Raw genomic sequence first — 22,535 nt, 5'->3', positions numbered from 1 at the left:
TTGTCTCTTTCTAATTACTCAAGTATCGATTTTTTAACAAAAAGTGCCGCAAAATCTGATTAAAACGATCTGGTACCTCTGCCATGATATCATGTCCACAATTATCAACCAAAGCCATATTTACGCGATCATTTTGTGTAGTCATCCATTTTGCAAAAAGAAAATTATAATATGGACCTTGAACGGCCGCAATTACATCGATAGGTACTTGGCTATCTTTGACCACCCCACGCCAATCATGGGCAATATGCTCACACAACAAATCAAAATTATCAGATCTACTAAAAGGGTGATCTATTCTAGCATTATTCAGTTTCATCGCTACTCGATTATCTATACCGTGCAAAGTCTCATGCACAGCAGGAACCATTTTAGCTTCTCTTACATAGTTACTTAACGTATAGTTCATAAAACCATATGACCAATCCGAAGTATTCAACATAAAAGGCGTTTGGTCTACGATAACCGCCAGTTTAACTAAATCTGGTTCGGTTTTAATCAAATTAAAAAGTAAACTGCCACCCATTGAATGACCGACAAACACAGCTTGTTTTATGCCTAAACATTGTACCAATTCAATCAAATCATCAGTTAGACGTTGTAAAGTATGATCATTTTTTGTTCTTTGACTCCGACCAAAATTGCGATGATCGTATGTGATCACCTGATATCCCATTTTAGTAAAATAGTCAACCTGCATAGTCCATACTTCTTGATAACCGCCAAAGCCAGCAACAAAAATAATTGGTTTGCCATTACCTTTTATCTGGTAATTAATTTTAATTCCATCATTAGTTACAAAATCCATTTCATCCCTCTTTAATTGCCTGCCATGGATTTTCACTTAAAATTGGACCAGTGGCAGTTTTAATTAAAATCTGCTGATCACGTCCCAATGCATATTCTTCCAAAGAAAAGCTATTCTCACCATAAACTACTTGTACATCCGCATGCGTGCCAAATTGATTTAATCTAGCTAAAAATTTTCTTGCTTCAGCTACGTTCATTTTAGGTAAATCGGGCATAATCAAGTCTAAATCACTAGTATGCTCTGGACTTTCTTTGACCATCTTTACACCAGTTGCCATTTCATAAGCAAGTGAACCACTAATTCCCCACTGATAATCAGTTAAAAGTGGTGCAATCTTAACCAGTGCTTGAAAAGCAATTAATTTTTGCCTTTCAATTGGCAAATCACACCAAGACTCATGCTTAATAAAATAATCTGGATGATACTGCTTAACTATACTAGACTTTTTTAAATAGCCAGCCAAGCGTTGATTACGCTCGTAACCGCGCAAACCTACCGGAATTAAACCATTTTTGAATTGACCACGTCTGACCACTACGATTTTAGCCTTAGACAAAGAATCCTTTGCCCATTCAGGTAAAGGATTCTCTTCTAATATTAAGTCGTCATCATTGGTAAACGTTAATAAATCATGCGGCCAAATATTAGTTATTTTTCCTATTGATCATCAACCATTTCGCGCATCTTAATCGTAGCCTTACGTCCACTTTCAATTGCAATTGGAGTCTCATAACGGAAGCGCAAGTCAGTTGGTTGATCCTTTGTACTTGCAATAGCTTCATCGATTAATTCATGAACTTCCTTAACTGCATCATCGTTGGCATCCCAAGATGAAACATCATGCACTAGCTTGTATAAAGCACCCAATTTTTCATAATTGAAGATATCGTAAGCCATTGCAGGAACATGTTTAGTAGCTTCTTCAAGTTCGGCAATAGTTCTTTGGGTAATTCTAGCAGCAGATGCCTTAGACATCGCTTGAATAGTGATTGACTTATCAGCTAAGGCGATCATGCGGTTAGATTGCAAACCATGAGCTAAGAAACCACCTGAAACAGCATCCCCAGGAATAAAGTCAATTACTGGGTGGCCAGCTTGACGAGCCTTAGCATAAGTAGCAGCACTAGAAGCTAATCCAATGTGAATTCCAATTAATTCTTCTTTGTAACCATAAGCCTGACTTGGTACATCTACAATCAAAATGATTGGACGCTTGACCTCTTTATCCTTGTCTTCTTCAACAATCTCATTAACGATCTTAGAGATGACAAATCCTTCTTGCAAGCCCACTTCACCATTACGTACGCGTGGAAAGCGATTATTCTTGTCTGGCACGATAGCAATATATTCTTTGCCATCAACTTCAGCTGCTAAAACTGTTGGATATTCTGACTTAGCATTTTTAATGCCAGTTAATTTTTCAAACCATAAACGACCGCGGCTCTTGTCACCTGGTGTATCGCTAGCAACAGTTTCAGGAATTTCATGCTTTTCAGCCTTAGTTTCATTAAAGATCTTGCGATATTCCTCAGTAGTCAAAGGCTTAGAGAAATCAATTTTATCAAGCAAAGTCAAATAGAAATCAGCCTTATCAGTTCTGTGAGCATCCTTCTTTTGATCGATTGCTTCAGAAATCGCATTCTTAATAGTTTCAACATCATCTTCAACTAATTCATCGGCAATACCAGTCTTTACTCTTTGACGAGTACCTAAAGTATCCCAGATTAAATCTTTATCGCTAGAATCAAATTCACGTACACCGGCTTCTTGTTCGATAACTTCTGGACCGTTTAAAGCAATTCTAGCTTTTTGAGTAGTAATAAGATATGACAAAACAGCACTGGTAATTGACATACCACCAAAACTACCTACTCTCCCTGGAACCAAACCAATAACAGGCACGTACTTCTTTAAAGCAATGACAGCATTTTGAATTTCAGAAATTGATAAAAGTCCGTAATTTGCTTCTTGCAAACGTACACCACCAGTATCTAAAACAATGATTGGATAAATAGTTTTCCCATTCTTATTGTCATCTAGTGCTTCTTCTAAAGCGGCAACGATCTTGGCACCGGACACTTCACCGATACCACCACCTTGGAATTTACCTTCAATTGAAATAACGACAACATTTTTACCGTTCAAAGTACCTTTAACTAAGATGACACCATCATCACTTTCAGGCACGATATTTTGTGGCTCAAGGTGAGGTGAAATCATATCATATTCTGGACCAACTAATTCGCGACCAGAATTTTCATCAACCAATGCAAATGCACGCTGACGACCATTTAATTCAACAAAACTATTTTTCATCTTTTAATGCCTCCATTGCTTGAGTCAAACGTAAGTTAACAACACCAGGGGTTGCACCAAAGTCGTGCACAATAAATTTACCGTTTAATGGATAGCGAGCAAAGAAACGATCCAAGACATTTTGCCAAACTTTGCCGAAGCCATCGCTACCAGTAGTAATATCCAACGTTGTCTTATCTCCATCTGCTGGATAAACCAAGATTTCTAAGTCACCGGAGGCTACTACCCCAACATGTGCGAAGCTTTTTACAGGTGTAGAATTTTGATATTCAAAGTGTAATTTTTCCATTCTCTTGTACCTCCTAAATTATGACCAAGATCTAAATTTTGCAGGTGGATTGTAAAGACCATGTGACCATTCAACAATATCATCCATGGTTTGAGCTGCAAGAAGTGAACGCTTAGCATCTTCACGACGTACGCCTAAATCTTCTGGTAAAGCTACAATGCCCTTTTCACGCAGCTTATTTACTTCTTCTGGATTTGAACGTAAACCAACAGGTGTTACACCAGCAATTGCTTCAATTGCGGCTTTTCTTTCTTCCATGCTGTCGGTCTTGTAAAGATATGCGATACCTTCTTCAGTGACGATATGCGTGGTATCTTCTGAATAAATCATGATTGGCACGTTAGCCAACTTAGCTTCTTTTCTAACTTCTTCAGCATCCAAGTGATCAACAAAGACTGGCTTCTTATTTGCACCAAAGGTTTCAACCATTTGAACAACCAATTTTTGACCCTTAGCCAATGGATCATCATCTGGCTTTAAGCTTTGCCAAGCTGGAGTTGAGTGACGACGACCAGTTGGGTTAGAACCCATGTTAGGTGCACCACCAAAGCCTGACAAACGACCATTAGTAACAGTTGAAGAGTTACCCCATTGGTCAATTTGCAAAGTAGAACCAACGAACATATCAAGTGCATATTGACCAGCAACCTGACCTAAAGCACGATTAGAACGCATGGTACCATCTTTACCAACAAAGAAAATGTCTGGACGAGCGGCAATGTATTTTTCCATCCCGACTTCGCCACCAAATGAGTGGATTGATTGAACCCAACCACTTTCAATTGCTGGAATTAAAGTTGGAGTTGGATTCAATTCCCAATTGCGACAGATCTTGCCCTTGAGTCCTAATTGTTCACCATATGTTGGCAATAGAAGTTCGATTGCAGAAGTGTTAAAGCCAACACCGTGATTTAAGGTTTGAACATGATGCTTAGCATAGATTCCTTTAATTGCCATCATCCCCATCAAAATTTGTAATTCGGTGATTGCTTGTGGATCACGAGTAAACAAAGGCTCCAATTGATATGGCTTATCAGCTGGAACAATGACATCGACCCAGTCGCTAGGAATATCAACACGTGGTAATTTATCAACAACTTCGTTTGCTTGCACGATCACGATTCCATTATGAAAGGCTGCGGCTTCCACAATTGTTGGGGTTTCTTCAGTGTTAAAACCAGTGTAAAGGTTACCTTCACGGTCAACTTTATCCGCGGCAACCAAGACAACGTTCGGAATCAAATCAATAAATAAACGACCAAATAATTCAAGATAAGTATGAATATCACCAACCGTCATTGTGCCGTCAGCAATCATTTGCGATACACGTGTACTTTGTGGGCCGGCAAATGAAAAGTCCATCTTTGAGGCAATACCTAAGTCAAAAATATCAAGGTGTTCTGGACGTGAAATACTAGACATAATCATGTGTAAATCATGAACACGTTCAGGATCCACTTTAGTTAAAGCTTCTGATAAAAATGATGCTTGCTTTTGATTATCCCCTTCAAGCACCACCTTGTCGCCTGGCTTAATTAAAGTATTCAACACTTCAACGACATCTTCAGTTTTAGCAAATTTACCATTCAATAATGAACTGGCGCTTGCTAAACGTGCATTTTTCGCATCTCGATGAGTATGCCAATTCTTTTCTTCTGTCATTCTTTTTTCTCCCATTTGTTAAATAAATAGTCCGCATCATCAATCGACATTGCCGATAACGTAACCATATGTAATTGATCCGTCTTTGCTTTTAGTAGTTTGGTAAAAGCTGTTCCAGGTGAAAATTCGGAGCTAACATCAGGTTGATATTCAAGAGCAACCTGCATCATCGTTTCCCAAAGTACTGGGTAAATTACGTTGTTGCCTAAATCATATTTGATATCTTTTAAGCTCCTTACTGCGTGACCATTGTAATTAGCTAAATATATGCAACTAGGTTGATGCAAATTAAGCTGAGCAATAAAAGTATTCAGCTGATCAGCTGTCTTTTGCATTAGCGGCGAATGCGATGGGTTAGGCACATGCAGCAATTTTGCTTTTGATGCACCGTTTTCTTTAGCCAATGCTAGAACTTGCTTAATCGCACTGAGTTTCCCAGAAATAGTATTCTGCATTTCTGAGTTTTGATTAGAAATATAAACTGGATTGGTATCTGAATGAACTTCAGCAACTAACTTTTTTACTTCTGGACGGCTCAAGCCAACTACAACACCCATGCCGTAGCCTTCTAGATAACATTCCTGCATCAACTTAGCTCTAAGAGCTACTAACTTGAAAACATCTTCTTTATTTATGACACCAGCTGCATAAGCTGCCGCAAATATGCCTAAAGAATGTCCTGCAACTAAAGTCGGCTGCCAGCCTAACTTTTTCAATTGATCGACTTGATCAATCTGCAAAAGCAAAATACTTAGCTGAATTTGAACTGAATCTTGATAGCCCTCAGCAGTATCCAGTAGCTTGACATTGGTCCATTTTTCTACCTGCTCTTTCAGTTGAGGATCGACTTTGTCAAGCATGCCCGGATTTTGACCACCTTGACCCGGAAATAACCATAAGTTTCGCAAAATAATCACCTCTTTGGATCTCACATTTTTTAGTTTAAAACGTTTGAATGACAATTTATAATATATAAATAGAATAATACTTAACCAAATAGTTATGAATTGAGCGAGTAAAATGAATCTAACTACATTAAAATACTTTATTTCGGTAGCTTCCCTTGGATCAATCACCGAAGCTGCAAAGGAAGCCTATGTCAGTCAATCTGCCGTCAGCAAAACTATTAAACAATTAGAGGACGAAATCGGTGTGAAATTATTTGATCGTGAAGGCAGAACGATCAAGCTAAATCAACAAGGAAAATTGTTTTATTCTTATGTTTCCGACAGTTTAAATTTGCTTGATCGCGGGATTAAAGCAGTGCAAGGTTCTAAAAATATCGATCAAAGCCCTTTGAATGTCTTATTTACTGTTGCTTCGCCTTTAATTTCTAAAATAATTTTGTGCATGCAGGAAGTTTTACCCAATATCAGCTTGAATATTCATCAGAAAAATAGTTTTGCCAAAGATCTAGAACAATTTGACTTTATTATTTCTACTGCCAAGATCCCTAACTTTAATAGCATCCCCATCACCACCGAAGAATTACTAATCGGCGCTAAAAAAGGCATCCTTCCTAACAAGGATTTTATTGAATTAAAAGATTTAGAAAAATATATCTTTGTTGGCCTTGATAAAGAAACCGAACTACAACAAACTATCGATCAATTTTTAATGGCTCACAAAATCAAACTAAATTATCAATATCAATCCGATGAACCAGCAACGGTGCGGCAATTAATTGCAAGCGGAATTGGAATCGGTTTTATCCCAGCCATTAGTTGGCAGGATTTTGAAACTAAAAATATCACTAAGGCTCATATTTATCCTGAAGCTCCTCGACGCACGATTTATTTAAATTCGCCTCATCATAATTTGACTGATACACAGCGTCTTTTTAGCAATGAAATTGCCAATGTTTTCTTGCAAGAAAGAGATGCCGCAACAAAATATTTATTAATTTAAGCCGTTGCTTTTTTCAAAAAATACCGTTAAATTAAACTTGAACTTCTTTTGGATCTCACAATTCAAAAGAAAAGAGAGATTTTTATGAAAAAATATCAGTTTAACAGCTCTAGTGCAGCTGATATTGGTGATTATTTGAAAGTTTTCGCCTGTACGGCTGTGATATCGCAGCCAATTATGTCGATGATCATGGGTACCGGGCAGCCCACTCATGTGCAGAACGTTTTTGGCATTTTTTATAATTTAGTGAAATATACGGCACCGGCCTTTATCTTTGGTATTTTGTACACTACCATTCGGACTAATGATGAAAAAGGCAGTTTCTCATATGCCAAACATATGCGAGCTAACTGGTCTAATCTGTTTGTACCGACTATTTGGTGGACATTGATTTACCTTTTTGGGATGCCATGGGTGCAACAAGTCAATCATTTTAATAGCATCGGTTCATTTTGCTGGCAATTTATTAATGGTAATGCGGCACCACACCTTTGGTACAACACGATGATGTTGCAATTCATTATCTTAATGCCACTTTTTTGGGCACTAAGCCGCTTTGTCGGTCATAACTTAACACGCGGAATTTGGGTTGCAATCATTACTTTTGTGCTATACTTCGCCTGGCTGTGGTTATATGACTACTACGTTTTCCACGGCGTGCATGAACATGATTGGTATCTGCTTGATCGCGTGTTCATTTCATTCTTTATCTATGGTGTGTACGGGATGTTAGCTTGGCAACTGCGAGGTTATTACAACCAGCTAGTCACTAAGTTATGGTGGCTGATCTCAATTTTGTTCATCGGTTGCTTCATTTGGACTAACATCGAATTACAAAAATTTGGTCATCCCATCAACTTTAACAATGCACCATACTACAAGCCATCAATGACCTTGTACTGTTTAGCAGTTATTGCACTAATCTCTGCATTTTGTTTGCACCAAGTTAGAAAAAATTCACGGGCTAGTTTAAACGTCTTTCACTTTTTAGCTACTTATGCTTATCGAGCATACTTATCCAATGTCTTTTGGAATCAACTAGTCTGGCGCGGACTTAACATGCAATATCACGCAATCTATCATCCAATCTTGACTTTGTTTGGCACCTGGATTTTAACGTGGATCCTGTCTTTCACTTCCGCATATTGCTTGCATGTCTGGTGGATGAAAGCAAAAAGTTTAATTTTAAGATAAAAAAGAAGTTACTCACGCGGAGTAACCTCTTTTGCTTTATTCTTCAATTCCATATAATTCTGCAGCTTCCAGCAAAAAATCTTTCATGAATGGTAATGAAAATGTGACCTTACCATATCCTGTATCTACGATTACTTGACTGTCCATCAATCTTTGGCGATATTGAGAAATATAATTGGAACTCTTTTTCATTTGTTCACGAATATAACTTATTTCCACAATATTCTTAGGGCAATTAGCCATAATAAATAAGAATTTCCTATCTGTTGGCGACAATTCAGATAGTATCTTAGTATAAGCATTACGAAAAAGATCATTTTTAAATAATGGGATAGATTTCTCCACACTTTCTTCCGTAACCTTATTATCAGAATTTTGCCAGACATAATATCCCAGATCTTGAAATGCATAAGCATATCCCTTAGTCAGTTTGGTTATTTTCATTAGAGTATTATTATCGATTTCTTTGTTTCCTCTCTCAAAGGCTTTTTGATAGCGATATTTAATGTCAAAAAGATCAAGCGGACCTAATGGCACGCGCCCACTTCTCAGAAGAAAAGTTAAGACATCATTATTTTGCAGTTCAGAAACATTTTTAGGTACCCCCGTCATCATAATATTAATAGGGTACTCCTTTAGCACCATTATCTGATAAATAGAAGCCAAATTAACAATTTCAGGAGTTTCTTTAACTTCATCTATTGCAATCAATAGAGATTGATCATGCTTTTTTAATACTTTTAACATTTCTTCTAATAAAACTTGATAAGTAGACTGAGGATTAGAAACATGCACTTCAAGTTCAAAACCAAATGCTGAGAACTTCACCCCATCAATCCTATCTAGTGCTTTTTTAATTGTATTATTAGCTTCCTGATAAATACTCTGAATTAAGGTGGCAAGCAAATCATTAGTCATAGCTAAATAGATAACGAGCCAATTACTCTTCTGTTCTAATGTGGAGGTTATATCAGCTAACAAAGAAGTTTTTCCTACGCCACGCATCCCATAAATCATTGAAGTTTGATAAGGACCTGTTCCACTTTCAAGTGATTGGACTATATCTTCTACTATTTTCTGTCGCCCTAAATATATTTTTGGTACCTTACCAAAGTTAGGATCAAAAGGATTATTCATGTTAGTCATTATTTTAATCCACCTACTTTTATATCTTTTTAGTTCTTGAAATTTATTTTAGATCTCTTTAGATCTTCTGTCTATTTTTAGATCTCTTTAGATCTTATAAAATTTCTTTTAAGATAAAAAAGAAGCTACTCATGTGGAGTAACTTCTTTTATTTAAATCTTTGGTTTTTATAATTTTATTTAAAATTTACGGTAATTAAGCTTTCTTAGCATTCTTTTGTTCTTCGGCAACAGCCTTATTATCGGCAATCTTGAAGAATGGGAACCAAATCAAAGTACTTAAGACTACTACAACCATAGCGATGATAAAGAATGGAATACCACCTGAGAAGAATGCTTGAACAACACCAGGCATAGTCCATGGTAATTGAATAAATGGGTTAACAGTAGCATGGAACAAATCAATCAATCCCCAACTTACCAAACCATTAATGATAGGTTCAAACAGCATTGGTAAGAAGAAAACAGGGTTTAACATAATTGGCATCCCGAATACCAATGGTTCATTAATATTGAACAATGCTGGTACTCCGGCCAATTTTAACATTTGTTTGTAGCGATCAGATTTTGCTCTAAACATAGAAATAATTAAACCGATTGTAGCACCCTGACCACCAAAAGCACTGTTTAAAATGACAGAAAGCATTGCCATGGTGACGTATGGCATTGGTTGACCAGCCTTAAATGCATTCTGGTTAACAATACCGTTAGCAATGATAATTGGCATTACAATACCATAAACCATGTTAGGGTGAATACCAAAGAACCATAAAACATTAGCCAAGGTGTAAATAGCAATAATACTAATTGGAGAAGCAGTAAATGTCTGAAGTGGTGTTTGAACCAATTTAGTAACACAATCAAAGATGTTACCAAATGCAGTATAACTAAATGCTCCTCTAATTAAAGTCATTAATACCAAAATAATTCCGGCAATTAATGATGGCTGAAGTGAAGCTGAAACATTAGGTGGAACACTGTCAGGCAATTTAATTACGATATTCTTTTTATTGAGGAATACGTAAAGCATCCCGACAACCCAACCAACAAGAATAGCAACAACCATACCAGATGAACCAAGGTAATTGGTACCAAATGCTGTCACTTGAGTCAACTTAGCGTGCGTCCCAAATGCTCTAGCCATATAATCTTGTGGAGCTAAAATCATAAAACTTGATGCAGCAAGCAATCCTGCTGGCAATGGATTATATTTACATTTTTCTGCGTAAACATAAGCAAAGTTAAATACAACAAAGAGTGACAATACATTCATAGTTGCATTTTGTGCAGCGTTAAATTGTGTTGCCCAACCTATTTTTTGTAAAAAGTTAGTCCAAGCTGGAATTGGTAAATTACCAATTAACAGAACGAAGGCACCACCCAAAGTAATTGGAGTTACTTTCATGAAAGCATCTGCTAAAGATGAGAAGAACAAATTGTTTCCCATCCATTTAGCTATTGGTGCTAAAAACTTATCTAGAAATTTTTGTAGATTATTCACAATCTTTCCTCCTTTTTCATCTCGCTTTCTATTCTATGTAAGCGCTTATAATAGTACAATAGTTTTAGCCTTATCTGGTAAAAATCTATACTTTTAGGTTTCTGTTCTTTTATTCGAACACTGTGTTCTTTATAATTGAATTATAAATTTATTCGTTGGGAGGAAAAGAATGGCTATTTTTGATTTTAATAATCTTTCATCCTTATCAGATGTAGAACTCTCCGTTTACCGTTTTGTTGTTAATAATCCCGAAAAAGTAGCGTATATGCGTGTACGTGATATTGCCAAAAAGACGCATGTGGCTAATTCCTCAGTAATGCGTTTTGTTCATAAAATAGGCTTTGCAAGCTTTCCTGAATTCAAAGCCTATTTAAAAAATATCAATCAAACCGTTGCACCTCAAAAAGCATTAACATTTATTGATCAACAAAATTTTCCTAATGATATTGAAAACAAATTGCGAGTCGTTGCTGATCAACTTTATCAATCTGATAATATTCCTATCATGGGAACTGGCAATTCTGCCTCCACCGCCGTCTATGCTGCAAGAATGCTAGCATTATTAGGATTCAACGCATTTCCTATTACCGATCCTTTTTATCCATTAAATAGACAACTAGAAAATACCAGTAACAATACCATTATTTGCTTTTCGGTCTCAGGTGAAACTACCGAATTAATCGAACAACTTAATTACTGTACTAAACGTTCTGATAATCAAGTAGTAGCTATCACCAGTAATCCAACTAGTACTATTGCAAACATCAGTAAATATGTGCTTAATTATCAAGAACATAAGCAACGATTATTTAAATATTGTGATCTTTCTTCACAAATTCCGGCAATGTATATAGTTGAAGGACTAGTTGAAATATTAATTGGAAAGAATCGAGATCTAATTAAGCAAAAACAAGATCAGGAAAAAGAACGTGAATAAAAGGCCCAGCTTTTGCTGAGCCTTTTACTTTATGCTTTCTATATTAATCAAAATTACCATGATTTAGCTTAATGTATTGATCAATTTTTCGAAGATTTTAATTATTAAACAAAGCAAAATAAAAAAGTTCAGCTTTCACTGAACTTACAAATCATAAACTATCCATCCATTGATCTAAATCTTTTAAACTACCAATTTTAGCAATGGTATGATTTTCTACCTCTTTTTTGCCTTGCAATGCTTCCACAGTATCTAAAAATTTTAAACTTTTATCATTTTTTAAAAGTCATAATTTTAACCTTTTACTATTTACTTTTCTTCTTCGGTACAAATACTAGTGCAAGGACTAAATTAACAATTATCAGCACAAGCAGCACCATAAACGTCCACTTAGAACCTATTGCCGTGCCATTACCTACATGATTATTTTGTGCAATCGCAATCAAAGTCCCAGCTAATGCAGTTCCGAGTGCTCCAGAAAATTGCTGCAAAGTATTGAAGATCGCATTGCCTTGGGCATGGTTGGCTTTGCTCAAAGTAATCAATCCACTGGTCATCAGACTGCCAAAACACATCCCATAACCGCCATAATAAAGAACATACAATAATACAATGGCAATACTGCTGAGTGGTGCTAATTTATTCATCAAAATCAAACTAGTTAGACTGGCAATTACGCCAATAATGATCGGCAAACGCGCACTTTTTTTATCGAGCAGCTTTCCTGCTAAGGCTGCCATCAAGGCATTTATCACCGCACCTGGAAATGTAATCCAACCAGCCAGAGAAACGGATCCATGATTAACGGCTTGCACATAGATTGGAAAGATGAAGCCTAAGGCCAAAGTCGCAATTTTAGCAAAACAATAGGCAATTAGTTGCATGCTAAAACGCAAATTTTTAAATAATTGAGGACTAATCAAGGCTTCCTTATCGGACCAAGATATTTTTAGCCAAATTAATAAGCTGATGATTCCTAAAACTAAAAAGCCTAAAACTGGAACTGACAGGAATGAATATTTGGCAATTCGAGTAAAGCCTAGCATTAAGCAAACTAAAGCAACAGCAAGAGACAGCCACTGACCGTACTTGATCTTCACTTTTTGCAAAGGATTGATTTGCCCGATTGAATACATCCCTGTTAGCAGGCTAATAATAATCAGAAAAAGTGAAATGATGAAAATCCAACGCCAATTAAGTGCATCAGTTACGATACCACCGAACACCGGCCCAAAGGCCACGGCACAAGCGGTAATCATCGTCCCGATCCCATCATGAAGCCGAGTTTTTCTTTAGGTACTTCAACTAAGATAATGTTGTACATCAGCGGCAAGCCTATACCGGTACCGATTCCTTGCAAGGCTCGACCCACTAACAAAAGGTCAAACTATGGAGTAACGATATCAATCAGCAAACCCACTATAAATAACGAAACTCCTAGAATAAAAATACTTTTAGTAGGAATTCGCAATCTAATCTGAGAACTAATCGGTACAATCGTCGCAATCACTAGCAACACCAAGGTGTTAACCCATTGAACTTGATCGGTAGTAATCGCAAAATCTCTGGTCAAGATTGGAAAAGTAACTGTCGTTGCCGTTTCGTCAAGGATTCCCAAAAACGAGAGCATCCTTGCGGATAAAATCGCCATCACCAAACGTGGCGTAACTTTTTAGTCATTTTTCATCTTCTTTTCTTTAACTAGCAAGCGAATAATCGTTTTTAAATTTTCTAACTTTGTACGTTGAGGATTTGATAAATAGATTTCATGATGACGCCGCTTATCCGAAAAATCTAATTTCAAATTATTTTCAGTAATAAATTGATGCATCTTGTCGATTGTAGCTGGCTCATCATCATAACTGCCATGATGCATGATTTGCACGCATTTTCCTTCAGTCAAAGTAAGTAATTTAACTGGTGAAAAATCCAACCCCTTCTTAACTGCAGCTTCTTTTTTAGTCCAAGTCAAAACATCATCTGTCACAAAATCAGGCATCCGAATGCAGGAAATGAAATTGAACTTTTCTTTGTGAGCATAATCAATGCCTTCAACGCCATCTTGCCACCAAAATCCTTCAAGCGGTGGAACCACGAAGTCGAAATAATCTTTAATCTGATGTGAGCCTTTTTTACTCATTTTAATTGTATAGGCTAGACTATACGACAATTGTAGATCCTGCTTGTATTCTCCGCCCTCTTGATTGGGATCGCCTTGACCTTGAACAGCTAGATATTGCATCTGCGGAACATCAACCAATTCAGGCTTCTTGCCCGGACGATAGAATTGTTTTTCTTCTTTTTAAAATCGTAAGCCATATTCTGCCTCTATAGTTGATGAAATTTAACTGTCTTATTCTTAAGTGAAATTTTCTTCACTTCAAAGCCATAATTGATCGTATTTACTCATATCTATATCTTCACTTTCTTTAAGCTAAATGTTCTAAATTAGATTTTTCCACAAACTCTGCAAAAAATGGCAGTGCCAGTTGAACTACTCCTCTTTCAGGTGAAGTAATCAACTGATCATCTAGCAAGCGTGCACGATATACTGAAATATAGTTAATCGGTTTATGCAAAATATCTTGCAATTGCTTTGTTGTCACCCGATTGGTTCCAGCTTTAATCATCGCATTAATAAAGTCACGATCGGTTTTAGAAATGTCCATATACATTCTTTCATAAGCATTTCTGAATAAATCTTTTTTAGTGGCCTCTATTGTCTGCTTTAAGACCTCCTCATCTAGCTGCAAAGACTCTTGACTAAAACGCCAGGCATAGTAACCAATAGTTTGAAAAGCATAAGCGTAGCCTTTTACCGCACGACTCATTTCATCTAATACCATGAAGTCAATTTCACGTTTACCTTTAGTAAATGCCTTCTCATAGCTAGCGGTTATTGTTTCCTCATCTAACGGAGATAAGTAAATCCGATTGCTACGCAATAAAAAAGTAAGAGTATTATCATTCTGTACTTCAGAAATTCTGCTTGGTAATCCTGTCATTAATAATGAAATATCATATTCATCACCAATTAAAGTTTGATATTCTGATCCAAAGGCTCGCACATCATCACTAATTTCAATTTCATCAATGCCAATCAAAATAGATTTGCCTTGCTTTTTTAAGCGACTCAATAAAATAGAAATATATTCATCATAATCAATTTGCTGAGATTCTTGTAATGCTTGCCAGGTAATACCATTTCCCATAATATTTAAGCTTTTAACATTCTTTAATAAATCAACTAATGAAATCCTTGCTGCTCGTTGAAGACCATGCATTAATTGGAATAATAGATTACCTTGCCCATTGCTTAAACGAATGAATATCCAATTGTCTAATTTCTCTAAAGACCTTTGAACATTTAAAAGAAAAACAGTTTTTCCCGATCCTCTCGTTCCATACACCAAAGACGTTTGATATTTAGCATTATGTGTTTGCAGTCCTGTCAAATAATCGGTTAATGCTTCTTGTTGATCAATGATAATTTTAGGAAAACGTCCAAAACTAGGCATAAACGGATTTAACATTTTTTCTTCCATAAGATTCCTTTTTATAGATTTTTTATAATCAAAATTTACGTTTTATAGAGTTTTTATAATTATTATCTTTTATTTTATACTTCTTTTATAATTAACTCAATTTCTCACTCTGGCCAAAACAGATCATCTAAAGTCTTATCTAGTGTCTGACAAATTTTAATACACAAATTAACCGATGGATTGTAATTACCTTTTTCAATCGCCGAGATTGTCTGTCTTGAAACATCAACTTTCTTAGCTAATTGTTCCTGTGACCCATCCTTATCAGCTACCAATCAAAAAAGCCCGAAATTGTACCGCACTACAAACTTCGGGCTTTTTTTATTAAGCTTTTTTCTTATTAATCAAACAATAAACGAAAGAAACAATCGCTTCAGCTAGCATTGTTCCTGCCATCCAGTCCATTGCCGGCATCATTTTTCCGCTAAAGGTAAAATACGCGGTAATTAAGTAACAAATTAACCACAAAATCTTCAAAAAAATACTTTGCATTAAATTCACCTTAAGCTTTTTCAATCTTACCTGCAGCAATTGGCAAAGTTGTATGCGCATCATAGCTCATTACGCAACCACCAACGGTGTCAGGCAATTCAAGATCCTTTGGTACACCATGTACATAAACTACACGTTTATCTAATTGAAGATCTTCAGTGCCAAAGGCATCCTTGAACTTAGCTTGTAATTTTTCCAATGGAATATCAATTTCGTATTCGTAATGACCGTTTTCGTCTGCAACAGGATAACCATCGTGAGGGATGTTCATGTCTTGTGGCGCATCATCTAATGGCACCATGGTTGTACCTGATACTTCTTCAGTTTCTGGTAAATCAATGAAACCATCATGATTTTTATCCTGAGCCATAGTTGGAACATGAGCTTCCTTACCATCAGGAAAGCCGTGGAAGTGTTCCCAGTGTTCAATATTCTTAGGAGTATCGAACATTTCTACTTTGACATGAAGCTTGTCGCCATCTTCAGTAAATTCAGCGGTGCCATGAGCTTCGCAACCGATCTTATCTGCATTTAATGGGGTAATGTGTGCAATATATTTTTTCATCTTAATAATTCCTCTCTATACTATGATGTTTTCAAATTCATCATACAATCTTTGAGTAATAATTTGTTGTCTCAACACTTATCGTAATTAATTATAATTAAGAAGCTATTATGATAAAATTGATTTAAATCAAGAATTTTAGAAAAGATGATTTTTATGACAAAATATTCACCAATTGCTTGCTTAAGCAAAGCAGCCCTTTTTACTGATTTACCAATTGAATTAAAAGAAAAACTAGTAACCGTCTCCGAACACCAACAAAAATTTCCTAAAGGAAGTATCATTAGGCAACCTGACGACGGCAAAGATGGCATGATTGTCATCGATCAGGGAAAAGCAAAAGTCTACAATCTATCAAAAGATGGTAAAGAAGTTGTGCTAGGTATACTCCAAAAAGGTGATATCGAAGGCCAGCAACATTTATTCAAACAAAGCGAAAGTGAAAATTTTGTTGAAGCTGTGGAGGACACCTGGGTATGCTCAATTAATCGTGCTGATTTTCAAAACCTTTTGCAAAAAACACCGGATTTATCATTGAAGCTTTTAAATAATTTTGGTGAAAAATTAGTGGCAATTGAACACAATTCAGTGCTTAGAAATACTTTAGATGCCAAAGAACGGATATTGGCTTACCTAAATGACTTGGCCAATGAACAAGGTAAAAATGAAGTCAAATTAGAACTGAAGAAAAAGGACTTAGCCAGCTATTTGGGAATTACGCCGGAGACATTTAGCCGTAAGTTAAAAGAACTAGAAAAAGATGGCAAAATTGAAGTACATGGACGCTGGATTAAGATGGAAAGATGAATTATGTAAAAAATAAAGCCCAGCAGATGCTGAGCTTATTTATTTTATTGCAAACCAAAAATTAATAGATTAGTTCCACCCACGTTCATTGAACCATCTTTTTTAATTGTTTCAATGAACGTAAAACAAACTTTCTTTGATTACCATGCAACTTCTTAGCAGCCTTCATAGCAGCATTAAAGTCACGCTTGTTGTTTACTTTCTTAAGACTAGTATTCAATCTATTAGCAATTCTCATAAGTGGCTTTTTCACATTCTTCATTGCTTTACTATTTAAGTAATAGTATTGCAAACCAGATTGAGTAGTCCAACTAGAATATTTCTTATCCTTAGAAGCAACCAAATATACTGGTGCACCAGCACCGCGGCCCTTAACGTTAAGAACTTTTTCTATTCTAAACTTAACTTTTTGAACCTTAAATTCACACTATTTTGACATCATATTTACAAAAAAATAAAGCTCAACAAAGGTTGAGCCATGCTTTGATCAATAATTAAGATATTCCACTTCTAATTATAAGCTAAAAATCAGCTAAACATACATATTAGTTAATTACAATTAAATCTCACTTCTCACTCACATAAACCTGATGACTTCGTGGAAACTCACGCTTAAAAGCCGCAGTGAAAGCATGCTTTGCTACATTATCAGCAATCGCAAATGTATTAACAGAATTCTCATATCCCTGCTCAGTTAATTTCATTTGCTCACCATCAACTTCAACTGTTAATGAACGATCTTTCTTCTTAGTAAGCAACACCACACGTTTTGATTCTTTGCTTTTCAATAGCTGTTTTATTAATGACTTTACTTGTTTAACTGGTATCTCACGCATAATTTTCACCCAGCAACACTTTTGCTCTTCTTAAAACCGGTAACTCTCTGTCCGCAATTAATTTACCAATTTTAGTTTCCGCACATTTTTGATATTCTTTTTCAGCATCCCGATAACTCAACCTTAAAGTCGACAAATGAAAATCTTCTATTTCATCCTTAGTTAAATGTTTTTCACCAAAAGAAGTGACTTTGCAAAGATAATAATTATTAATATTATGGCGATGAATCAAATTATAGTAGTCACTAACTATACCGATTTTATGCATAATCTCAACTTCAGCACCTAATTCTTCTTTAAGCTCTCGCTTTAGCGCCGTTTCTAAATCTTCACCAGCTTCAACGCCACCACCTGAAGTTTCAATTAGCGTTGCCTTACCAAAGTCGTCATCACGTTTAGCTCTAACAAAATAATAATTTTCCTGGTCATCAAACACGATAGCTCGCACTATTTTACGATCATGATCAATATATTCTAATGGCCATTCAGTGTCTTTCAATTGGAGGTTTAATTCTTTCATAACTTTTTCTTTCTAGAAAAAAATAAAACTCAGCCAAAGCTGAGTTTTATTTTAATTGATAATCAATGATTATTCTTCGTTCAATGATGAACGGTCGAATGAAGCATCCTTAAGTTCGTCATCGATAGTCTTAGTACCCATCCAAGAAATCATTTCCTTCATCTTGGCAGTAATTGCTTCTGCACCTGGCAATAACAACTTACGTGGGTCATAACCCTTAGCCTTCTTGTCAAGGTCCTTCTTGTCTTCGATGTACTTACGAGTAGCTTCTTGGAATGCTAATTGGAATTCAGTGTTGATGTTGATCTTAGCAATACCAAGTTGGATAGCCTTCTTAACTTGGTCTTCAGGAATACCTGAACCACCGTGAAGTACAAGTGGAGTGTCAGGAACAGCTTCAGCAATTTCCTTAAGACGGTCGAAGTTCAAGCCCTTCCAGTCTGCTGGGTAAACACCGTGGATGTTACCAATACCACAAGCAAGCTTGTCAACGCCAGCTGCAACGAACTTCTTAGCATCTTCAACAGAAGCTAATTCACCGCCGCCTTGGTTTTCACCAATCTTACCGATTTCAGCTTCAACTGAAATACCACGTTCATGAGCTAACTTGATGATTTCCTTAGTCTTAGCTAAGTTTTCATCAGTTGGAAGTGCGTGACCATCAAACATAACTGATGAGTAACCAAGAGCAATACATTCCTTAGCTGATTCAAAGTCACCGTGGTCCAAGTTCAAGATAACTGGAACTGAGATGTTCATTGAATCCATTTGGTCAGCTACCATGTCCTTAACGAACTTGTAACCACCCATGTACTTAGCAGCACCAGTTGATACTTGGATCAACAATGGAGTTCTAGTTTCTTCAGCAGCACGTAATTCTGCACGAGTCCATTCCAAGTTGTTAGTGTTGTAAGCACCTACAGCGTAATGGTTCTTACGAGCATCTTTAAAGATTTGATTACCGTTGTCAAAATAAGCCATTAAAAAATACCTCCTAAATATCTTACATGCATATTGTACCCTAATTCTGGGATTATGAACAATCTTTCACAAAATGTAAGCGTTATTTTTTAATTTTCATAATTTTTCAGTTACATTTCCTTAGGAGCATTGACACCCAAGAGTCTAAGTGCTTCAGTCAAAACGATTGAAGTAGCTTGAACTAAGGCAAGACGAGCACCAATCTTGTCATCTTTAGTTAAGATCTTCACGTTTGCATAGTACTTGTTAAATTTCTTAGCTAAATCAAGAGCAAACTTAGCAATTACAGATGGTTCGAACTTGTCAGCACTTCTTGCAATAATTCTTGGGAAGTCCGCTAAATCCTTAGCTACGGCAAATGCCCAGTCATCGTCTAAGGCAAAGGCTCCTTCGCTTGGCTTTTCACCCATTGCAGCGGCTTTACGCAAAACACTTTGTGCACGAGCATTAGTGTATTGAACATAAGGACCAGTATCACCTTCGAAACGGACAACTTCATCTAAATCGAAGTCAAAGTTGTCTAAACGATCATTCTTCAAATCGTGGAAAATAACTGCGCCGACACCTACGTCATGAGCAACTTGATCCTTATCAGCCAAATCTGGGTTCTTTTCTTCGATTTGCTTCTTAGCAAGAGAAACGGCATCCTTTAATACTTGATCAAGGAAGACAACGTTACCCTTTCTAGTAGATAACTTCTTACCACCTTGAGTGATCAAACCAAATGGAACATGGTGAATCTCATCTGACCAATCATAGCCCATCTTCTTAAGAACAGTCTTAAGTTCTACAAAGTGTTGAGCTTGTTCGTTACCAACAACGTAGATCATCTTAACGAAGTTGTATTCCTTCATTCTCCACTCAGCAGCTGCCAAGTCACGAGTTAAGTAAATTGAAGTACCATCTGACTTAACAATAATTGCTGGATTTTCATCAGGTCCCATGTCTACAACTTGTGCACCACGTGATTCGTGAAGTAAGCCTTTTTCCTTTAATTCATCGATTACTGGTTGCATCTTATCGTTGAAGAAAGCTTCACCGTTGTATGAATCAAAAGTTACGCCCAATTCCTTGTAGATGCGCTTGAAGTCTTCAAGAGAAACTTCACGGAACCATTTCCACAATTTAACTGCTTCTGGATCACCGTCTTCAAGCTTCTTGAACCATTCACGACCTTCATCATCAAGTTCAGGATTATCTTCAGCTTCTTTGTGGAAACGAACGTAGTAGTGGAAAAGATTCATAATTGGATCTTTCTTAACGTCTTCTTCATTACCCCAATGCTTATAAGCAGCAATCAACTTACCAAATTGAGTACCATAGTCACCAAGGTAGTTAATCTTAATTGGAGTGTAACCAACCTTTTCCATAGTCTTAGCAATTGAATTACCAATTACTGTTGAACGAAGGTGACCCATTGACATTGGCTTAGCAATGTTAGGTGAAGACATATCAATTGGTACATTACCTTCGCCTAATTTTTGATCACCGTAATGTTCTTTTTCAGATAAAACATCCTTCAAGGTTGAAGAAACAAGCTTTTCATGATCAATAGCAAAGTTTACGTAAGGTCCAACTGCTTTGATGCTAGCAAAATTGTCACTACTTAAGTTTTCTGCAATATCTTGTGCAATCATTGCAGGGTTCTTATGCAAAGTCTTAGCCAAAATAAATGCTGGGAAAGCATAATCACCCATCTTAGCATTTTTTGGACGTTCAATTAAGGCTGCAATTTTTTCTTTTGGTAAATCAACTTGGCTAGCAACTAAGTCAACAACTTCATTCTTAAAGTCCATATTTTCCTCTTTTCTAAACAAAAAAGCCTCTTCCTATTCTAGATAGAAAGAGACGAGCATTAACCCGCGGTACCACTCAAATTGATACAAAGTATCCGCTTATTTAAAATCATTATTAATTCAGTTAGACACGCCTTCATTATTTTTTATTGCCTATCTTTCACCAACATAGACTCGCTTAAATAAAGAAAATAACTACTACTTCTAACTTACTAGCAAAGATGATTATAACAGGAAAAGACGGCTCCTGCTACTGATTTGAGTAAAAAACTATCTTTGTTCAGCTAATAAAAATTTATAAAGTGGAATTACATTGATCGTTACATTATCTTGATGAATCGTTTCTTCTTGTTGCCAAGTAACTATACAAAAGTCAGTAACATTATTATCTACTTTTGCTAATGACAATAATGTCCTTATTTCTCTTTCTTTTGAAAAATTATTTAATTCCCACGCCACTTGAATTGCTGTCTTACGCTTATGTAAGTAAAAATCCGAGACTGTAAAATAGTTTATGTAAGGATGAACGATTCCTTAAATTTATTTCTTTAAACATTAGAAAAAGGAGTTCCTTTCTCGTATGATTGGTTTGAACAAAAAACACATACAGAAATGACCAGGACTTACCCTAAAGCTCATTTTCAACGCTGCCTGGTTCATGTCATGCGCAATATCTGTGCTAAAGTCCGGGTGGATGACCGCGAAAAGATCATGAACGAATTCAAGCAGATACATCAACAGACAAGCAAAAAAGAAGCTGCAGCTGTCTTGCACGAATTCTATGCCAAATGGAATAAAGCTTATAGCCATGTCATCAAAGGTTTGAAAGAAATTGAGCCCGATTTGCTGGTCTTCTACAATTATCCCAAACAAATCAGAGCTTCAATTTATTCAACCAACATGATTGAATCCTTTAACAACGTCATTAAGCGCAAGGCTAAGCCTAAAGCAGAATTTCTAACTGAACAGTCGCTTGATGCATTTATTGGCATCCAGGCAATGAGCTACAATGACCGCTATTTCAACCGAATTCATAAAGGCTTTGGTCAGGTTCAGGATACCTTAGAATCCTATTTTGATTAAATAAATGATTAAAAAATCAATTTACGAGAAAGAACTATTTACACAAAAGATTTGACAGTTTCTAAGTAAGCGTCAAATAAAATAGTGTACTTAAAAACCGTCCCAGTTACTGTTATACTGAGACGGTTATTTAAGTTCTTTTATTTA

Annotated in this window: 23 protein-coding genes and 3 pseudogenes; 5 read left to right on the top strand and 21 right to left on the bottom strand. The window is 36.3% G+C overall.

Annotation, left to right across the window (positions count from 1 at the left end; translation table 11 throughout):
- Positions 1–10: 10 nt before the first annotated feature.
- The 6 genes from JEM49_RS02350 to JEM49_RS02325 are packed head-to-tail and all read right to left on the bottom strand — an operon-like array spanning position 11 to position 5,995.
- A complete protein-coding gene (locus JEM49_RS02350; protein ID WP_089143107.1) occupies positions 11–808 on the bottom strand; it encodes an alpha/beta fold hydrolase in 798 nt (265 codons plus the stop codon).
- 1 nt (position 809) lies between these two features.
- A complete protein-coding gene (locus tag JEM49_RS02345; RefSeq protein WP_342211665.1) occupies positions 810–1,454 on the bottom strand; it encodes a malonate decarboxylase holo-ACP synthase in 645 nt (214 codons plus the stop codon).
- A 14-nt stretch (positions 1,455–1,468) separates the two neighbouring features.
- Positions 1,469–3,127: a biotin-independent malonate decarboxylase subunit beta gene (mdcD, locus tag JEM49_RS02340; protein ID WP_201873453.1), complete on the bottom strand. Its 1,659-nt coding sequence runs from the start codon at positions 3,125–3,127 to the stop codon at positions 1,469–1,471.
- On the bottom strand, positions 3,117–3,416 hold the full coding sequence (locus JEM49_RS02335; protein ID WP_013086721.1) for a malonate decarboxylase subunit delta: 300 nt from the start codon (positions 3,414–3,416) through the stop codon (positions 3,117–3,119). The genes mdcD and JEM49_RS02335 overlap by 11 nt, the downstream gene beginning before the upstream one ends.
- Before the next feature lie 18 nt (positions 3,417–3,434).
- Complete coding sequence (gene mdcA / locus JEM49_RS02330) at positions 3,435–5,078, bottom strand: malonate decarboxylase subunit alpha (RefSeq protein ID WP_201873451.1); 1,644 nt, start codon at positions 5,076–5,078, stop codon at positions 3,435–3,437.
- Complete coding sequence (locus JEM49_RS02325) at positions 5,075–5,995, bottom strand: acyltransferase domain-containing protein (RefSeq protein WP_342211664.1); 921 nt, start codon at positions 5,993–5,995, stop codon at positions 5,075–5,077. Before JEM49_RS02325 ends, mdcA begins: the two co-directional genes overlap by 4 nt.
- Positions 5,996–6,098: 103 nt before the next feature.
- Here JEM49_RS02325 and JEM49_RS02320 point away from each other — a divergent pair, with 103 nt between their 5' ends.
- Together JEM49_RS02320 and JEM49_RS02315 are read left to right on the top strand one after the other, a co-directional pair.
- Entirely contained in the window at positions 6,099–6,986 is an 888-nt protein-coding gene (locus JEM49_RS02320; RefSeq protein ID WP_201873447.1) for a LysR family transcriptional regulator, read from the top strand.
- 84 nt (positions 6,987–7,070) lie between these two features.
- The gene (locus JEM49_RS02315; RefSeq protein WP_201873445.1) at positions 7,071–8,180 is read left to right on the top strand and encodes an acyltransferase family protein; all 1,110 of its coding nucleotides are present in this window, start codon (positions 7,071–7,073) and stop codon (positions 8,178–8,180) included.
- Between the two features lie 36 nt (positions 8,181–8,216).
- On the opposite strand, the gene JEM49_RS02310 is transcribed toward JEM49_RS02315, so the two are convergent.
- Positions 8,217–9,326, bottom strand: coding sequence for an ATP-binding protein (locus tag JEM49_RS02310; protein WP_201873443.1), 1,110 nt, complete (start codon positions 9,324–9,326; stop codon positions 8,217–8,219).
- Between the two features lie 195 nt (positions 9,327–9,521).
- Positions 9,522–10,826, bottom strand: a complete 1,305-nt coding sequence (locus JEM49_RS02305; RefSeq protein WP_201873441.1) for a PTS sugar transporter subunit IIC — start codon at positions 10,824–10,826, stop codon at positions 9,522–9,524.
- Positions 10,827–10,995: 169 nt separating this feature from the next.
- On the opposite strand from JEM49_RS02305, the gene JEM49_RS02300 reads away from it, so the two are divergent.
- On the top strand, positions 10,996–11,763 hold the full coding sequence (locus tag JEM49_RS02300; RefSeq protein WP_025005529.1) for a MurR/RpiR family transcriptional regulator: 768 nt from the start codon (positions 10,996–10,998) through the stop codon (positions 11,761–11,763).
- Between the two features lie 305 nt (positions 11,764–12,068).
- Here JEM49_RS02300 and JEM49_RS02295 read toward each other — a convergent pair whose 3' ends face one another.
- The 7 genes and pseudogenes from JEM49_RS02295 to JEM49_RS02270 form a co-directional block, all read right to left on the bottom strand.
- A complete protein-coding gene (locus JEM49_RS02295; protein ID WP_242509734.1) occupies positions 12,069–13,022 on the bottom strand; it encodes an MFS transporter in 954 nt (317 codons plus the stop codon).
- A gap of 128 nt (positions 13,023–13,150) precedes the next feature.
- Positions 13,151–13,381 (bottom strand): hypothetical protein, encoded by a 231-nt coding sequence (locus tag JEM49_RS10420; protein WP_242509733.1) that lies wholly within the window; start codon positions 13,379–13,381, stop codon positions 13,151–13,153.
- 54 nt (positions 13,382–13,435) lie between these two features.
- Positions 13,436–14,082: pseudogene (locus tag JEM49_RS02290) on the bottom strand (GyrI-like domain-containing protein).
- Between the two features lie 110 nt (positions 14,083–14,192).
- The gene (locus JEM49_RS02285; protein WP_201873439.1) at positions 14,193–15,308 is read right to left on the bottom strand and encodes an ATP-binding protein; all 1,116 of its coding nucleotides are present in this window, start codon (positions 15,306–15,308) and stop codon (positions 14,193–14,195) included.
- 104 nt (positions 15,309–15,412) lie between these two features.
- The gene (locus JEM49_RS02280; protein WP_201873438.1) at positions 15,413–15,583 is read right to left on the bottom strand and encodes a helix-turn-helix transcriptional regulator; all 171 of its coding nucleotides are present in this window, start codon (positions 15,581–15,583) and stop codon (positions 15,413–15,415) included.
- Positions 15,584–15,632: 49 nt separating this feature from the next.
- A complete protein-coding gene (locus tag JEM49_RS02275) occupies positions 15,633–15,800 on the bottom strand; it encodes a hypothetical protein (protein ID WP_164480599.1) in 168 nt (55 codons plus the stop codon).
- Positions 15,801–15,810: 10 nt separating this feature from the next.
- On the bottom strand, positions 15,811–16,365 hold the full coding sequence (locus tag JEM49_RS02270; RefSeq protein ID WP_087235635.1) for a hypothetical protein: 555 nt from the start codon (positions 16,363–16,365) through the stop codon (positions 15,811–15,813).
- Positions 16,366–16,521: 156 nt separating this feature from the next.
- Between JEM49_RS02270 and JEM49_RS02265 the strand changes: the two genes are divergently transcribed.
- Positions 16,522–17,172, top strand: a complete 651-nt coding sequence (locus JEM49_RS02265) for a Crp/Fnr family transcriptional regulator (RefSeq protein WP_087176097.1) — start codon at positions 16,522–16,524, stop codon at positions 17,170–17,172.
- Between the two features lie 44 nt (positions 17,173–17,216).
- Here the strand turns inward: JEM49_RS02265 and JEM49_RS10415 are convergent.
- The 6 genes and pseudogenes from JEM49_RS10415 to JEM49_RS02235 form a co-directional block, all read right to left on the bottom strand.
- Positions 17,217–17,590, bottom strand: a pseudogene (locus JEM49_RS10415) (hypothetical protein); the annotation flags it as partial.
- A gap of 148 nt (positions 17,591–17,738) precedes the next feature.
- Positions 17,739–18,008: a hypothetical protein gene (locus JEM49_RS02255; protein WP_087176096.1), complete on the bottom strand. Its 270-nt coding sequence runs from the start codon at positions 18,006–18,008 to the stop codon at positions 17,739–17,741.
- Entirely contained in the window at positions 18,001–18,528 is a 528-nt protein-coding gene (locus tag JEM49_RS02250; RefSeq protein ID WP_087176095.1) for an NUDIX domain-containing protein, read from the bottom strand. The genes JEM49_RS02255 and JEM49_RS02250 overlap by 8 nt, the downstream gene beginning before the upstream one ends.
- Before the next feature lie 69 nt (positions 18,529–18,597).
- Positions 18,598–19,509, bottom strand: a complete 912-nt coding sequence (locus tag JEM49_RS02245) for a class II fructose-bisphosphate aldolase (RefSeq protein ID WP_025005521.1) — start codon at positions 19,507–19,509, stop codon at positions 18,598–18,600.
- Between the two features lie 110 nt (positions 19,510–19,619).
- Positions 19,620–21,305 (bottom strand): arginine--tRNA ligase, encoded by a 1,686-nt coding sequence (gene argS / locus JEM49_RS02240; protein WP_201873437.1) that lies wholly within the window; start codon positions 21,303–21,305, stop codon positions 19,620–19,622.
- A 270-nt stretch (positions 21,306–21,575) separates the two neighbouring features.
- On the bottom strand, positions 21,576–21,764 hold the full coding sequence (locus JEM49_RS02235) for a hypothetical protein (protein WP_201873436.1): 189 nt from the start codon (positions 21,762–21,764) through the stop codon (positions 21,576–21,578).
- Between the two features lie 165 nt (positions 21,765–21,929).
- Between JEM49_RS02235 and JEM49_RS02230 the strand changes: the two are divergent.
- Positions 21,930–22,388: pseudogene (locus JEM49_RS02230) on the top strand (transposase); the annotation flags it as partial.
- Positions 22,389–22,535 lie beyond the last annotated feature (147 nt).

The organism is Lactobacillus sp. A27 (genome assembly GCF_016742815.1).
Classification (GTDB): Bacteria; Bacillota; Bacilli; order Lactobacillales; family Lactobacillaceae; genus Lactobacillus; species Lactobacillus gallinarum.
This window is presented reverse-complemented; position numbering and strand designations above follow the sequence as displayed.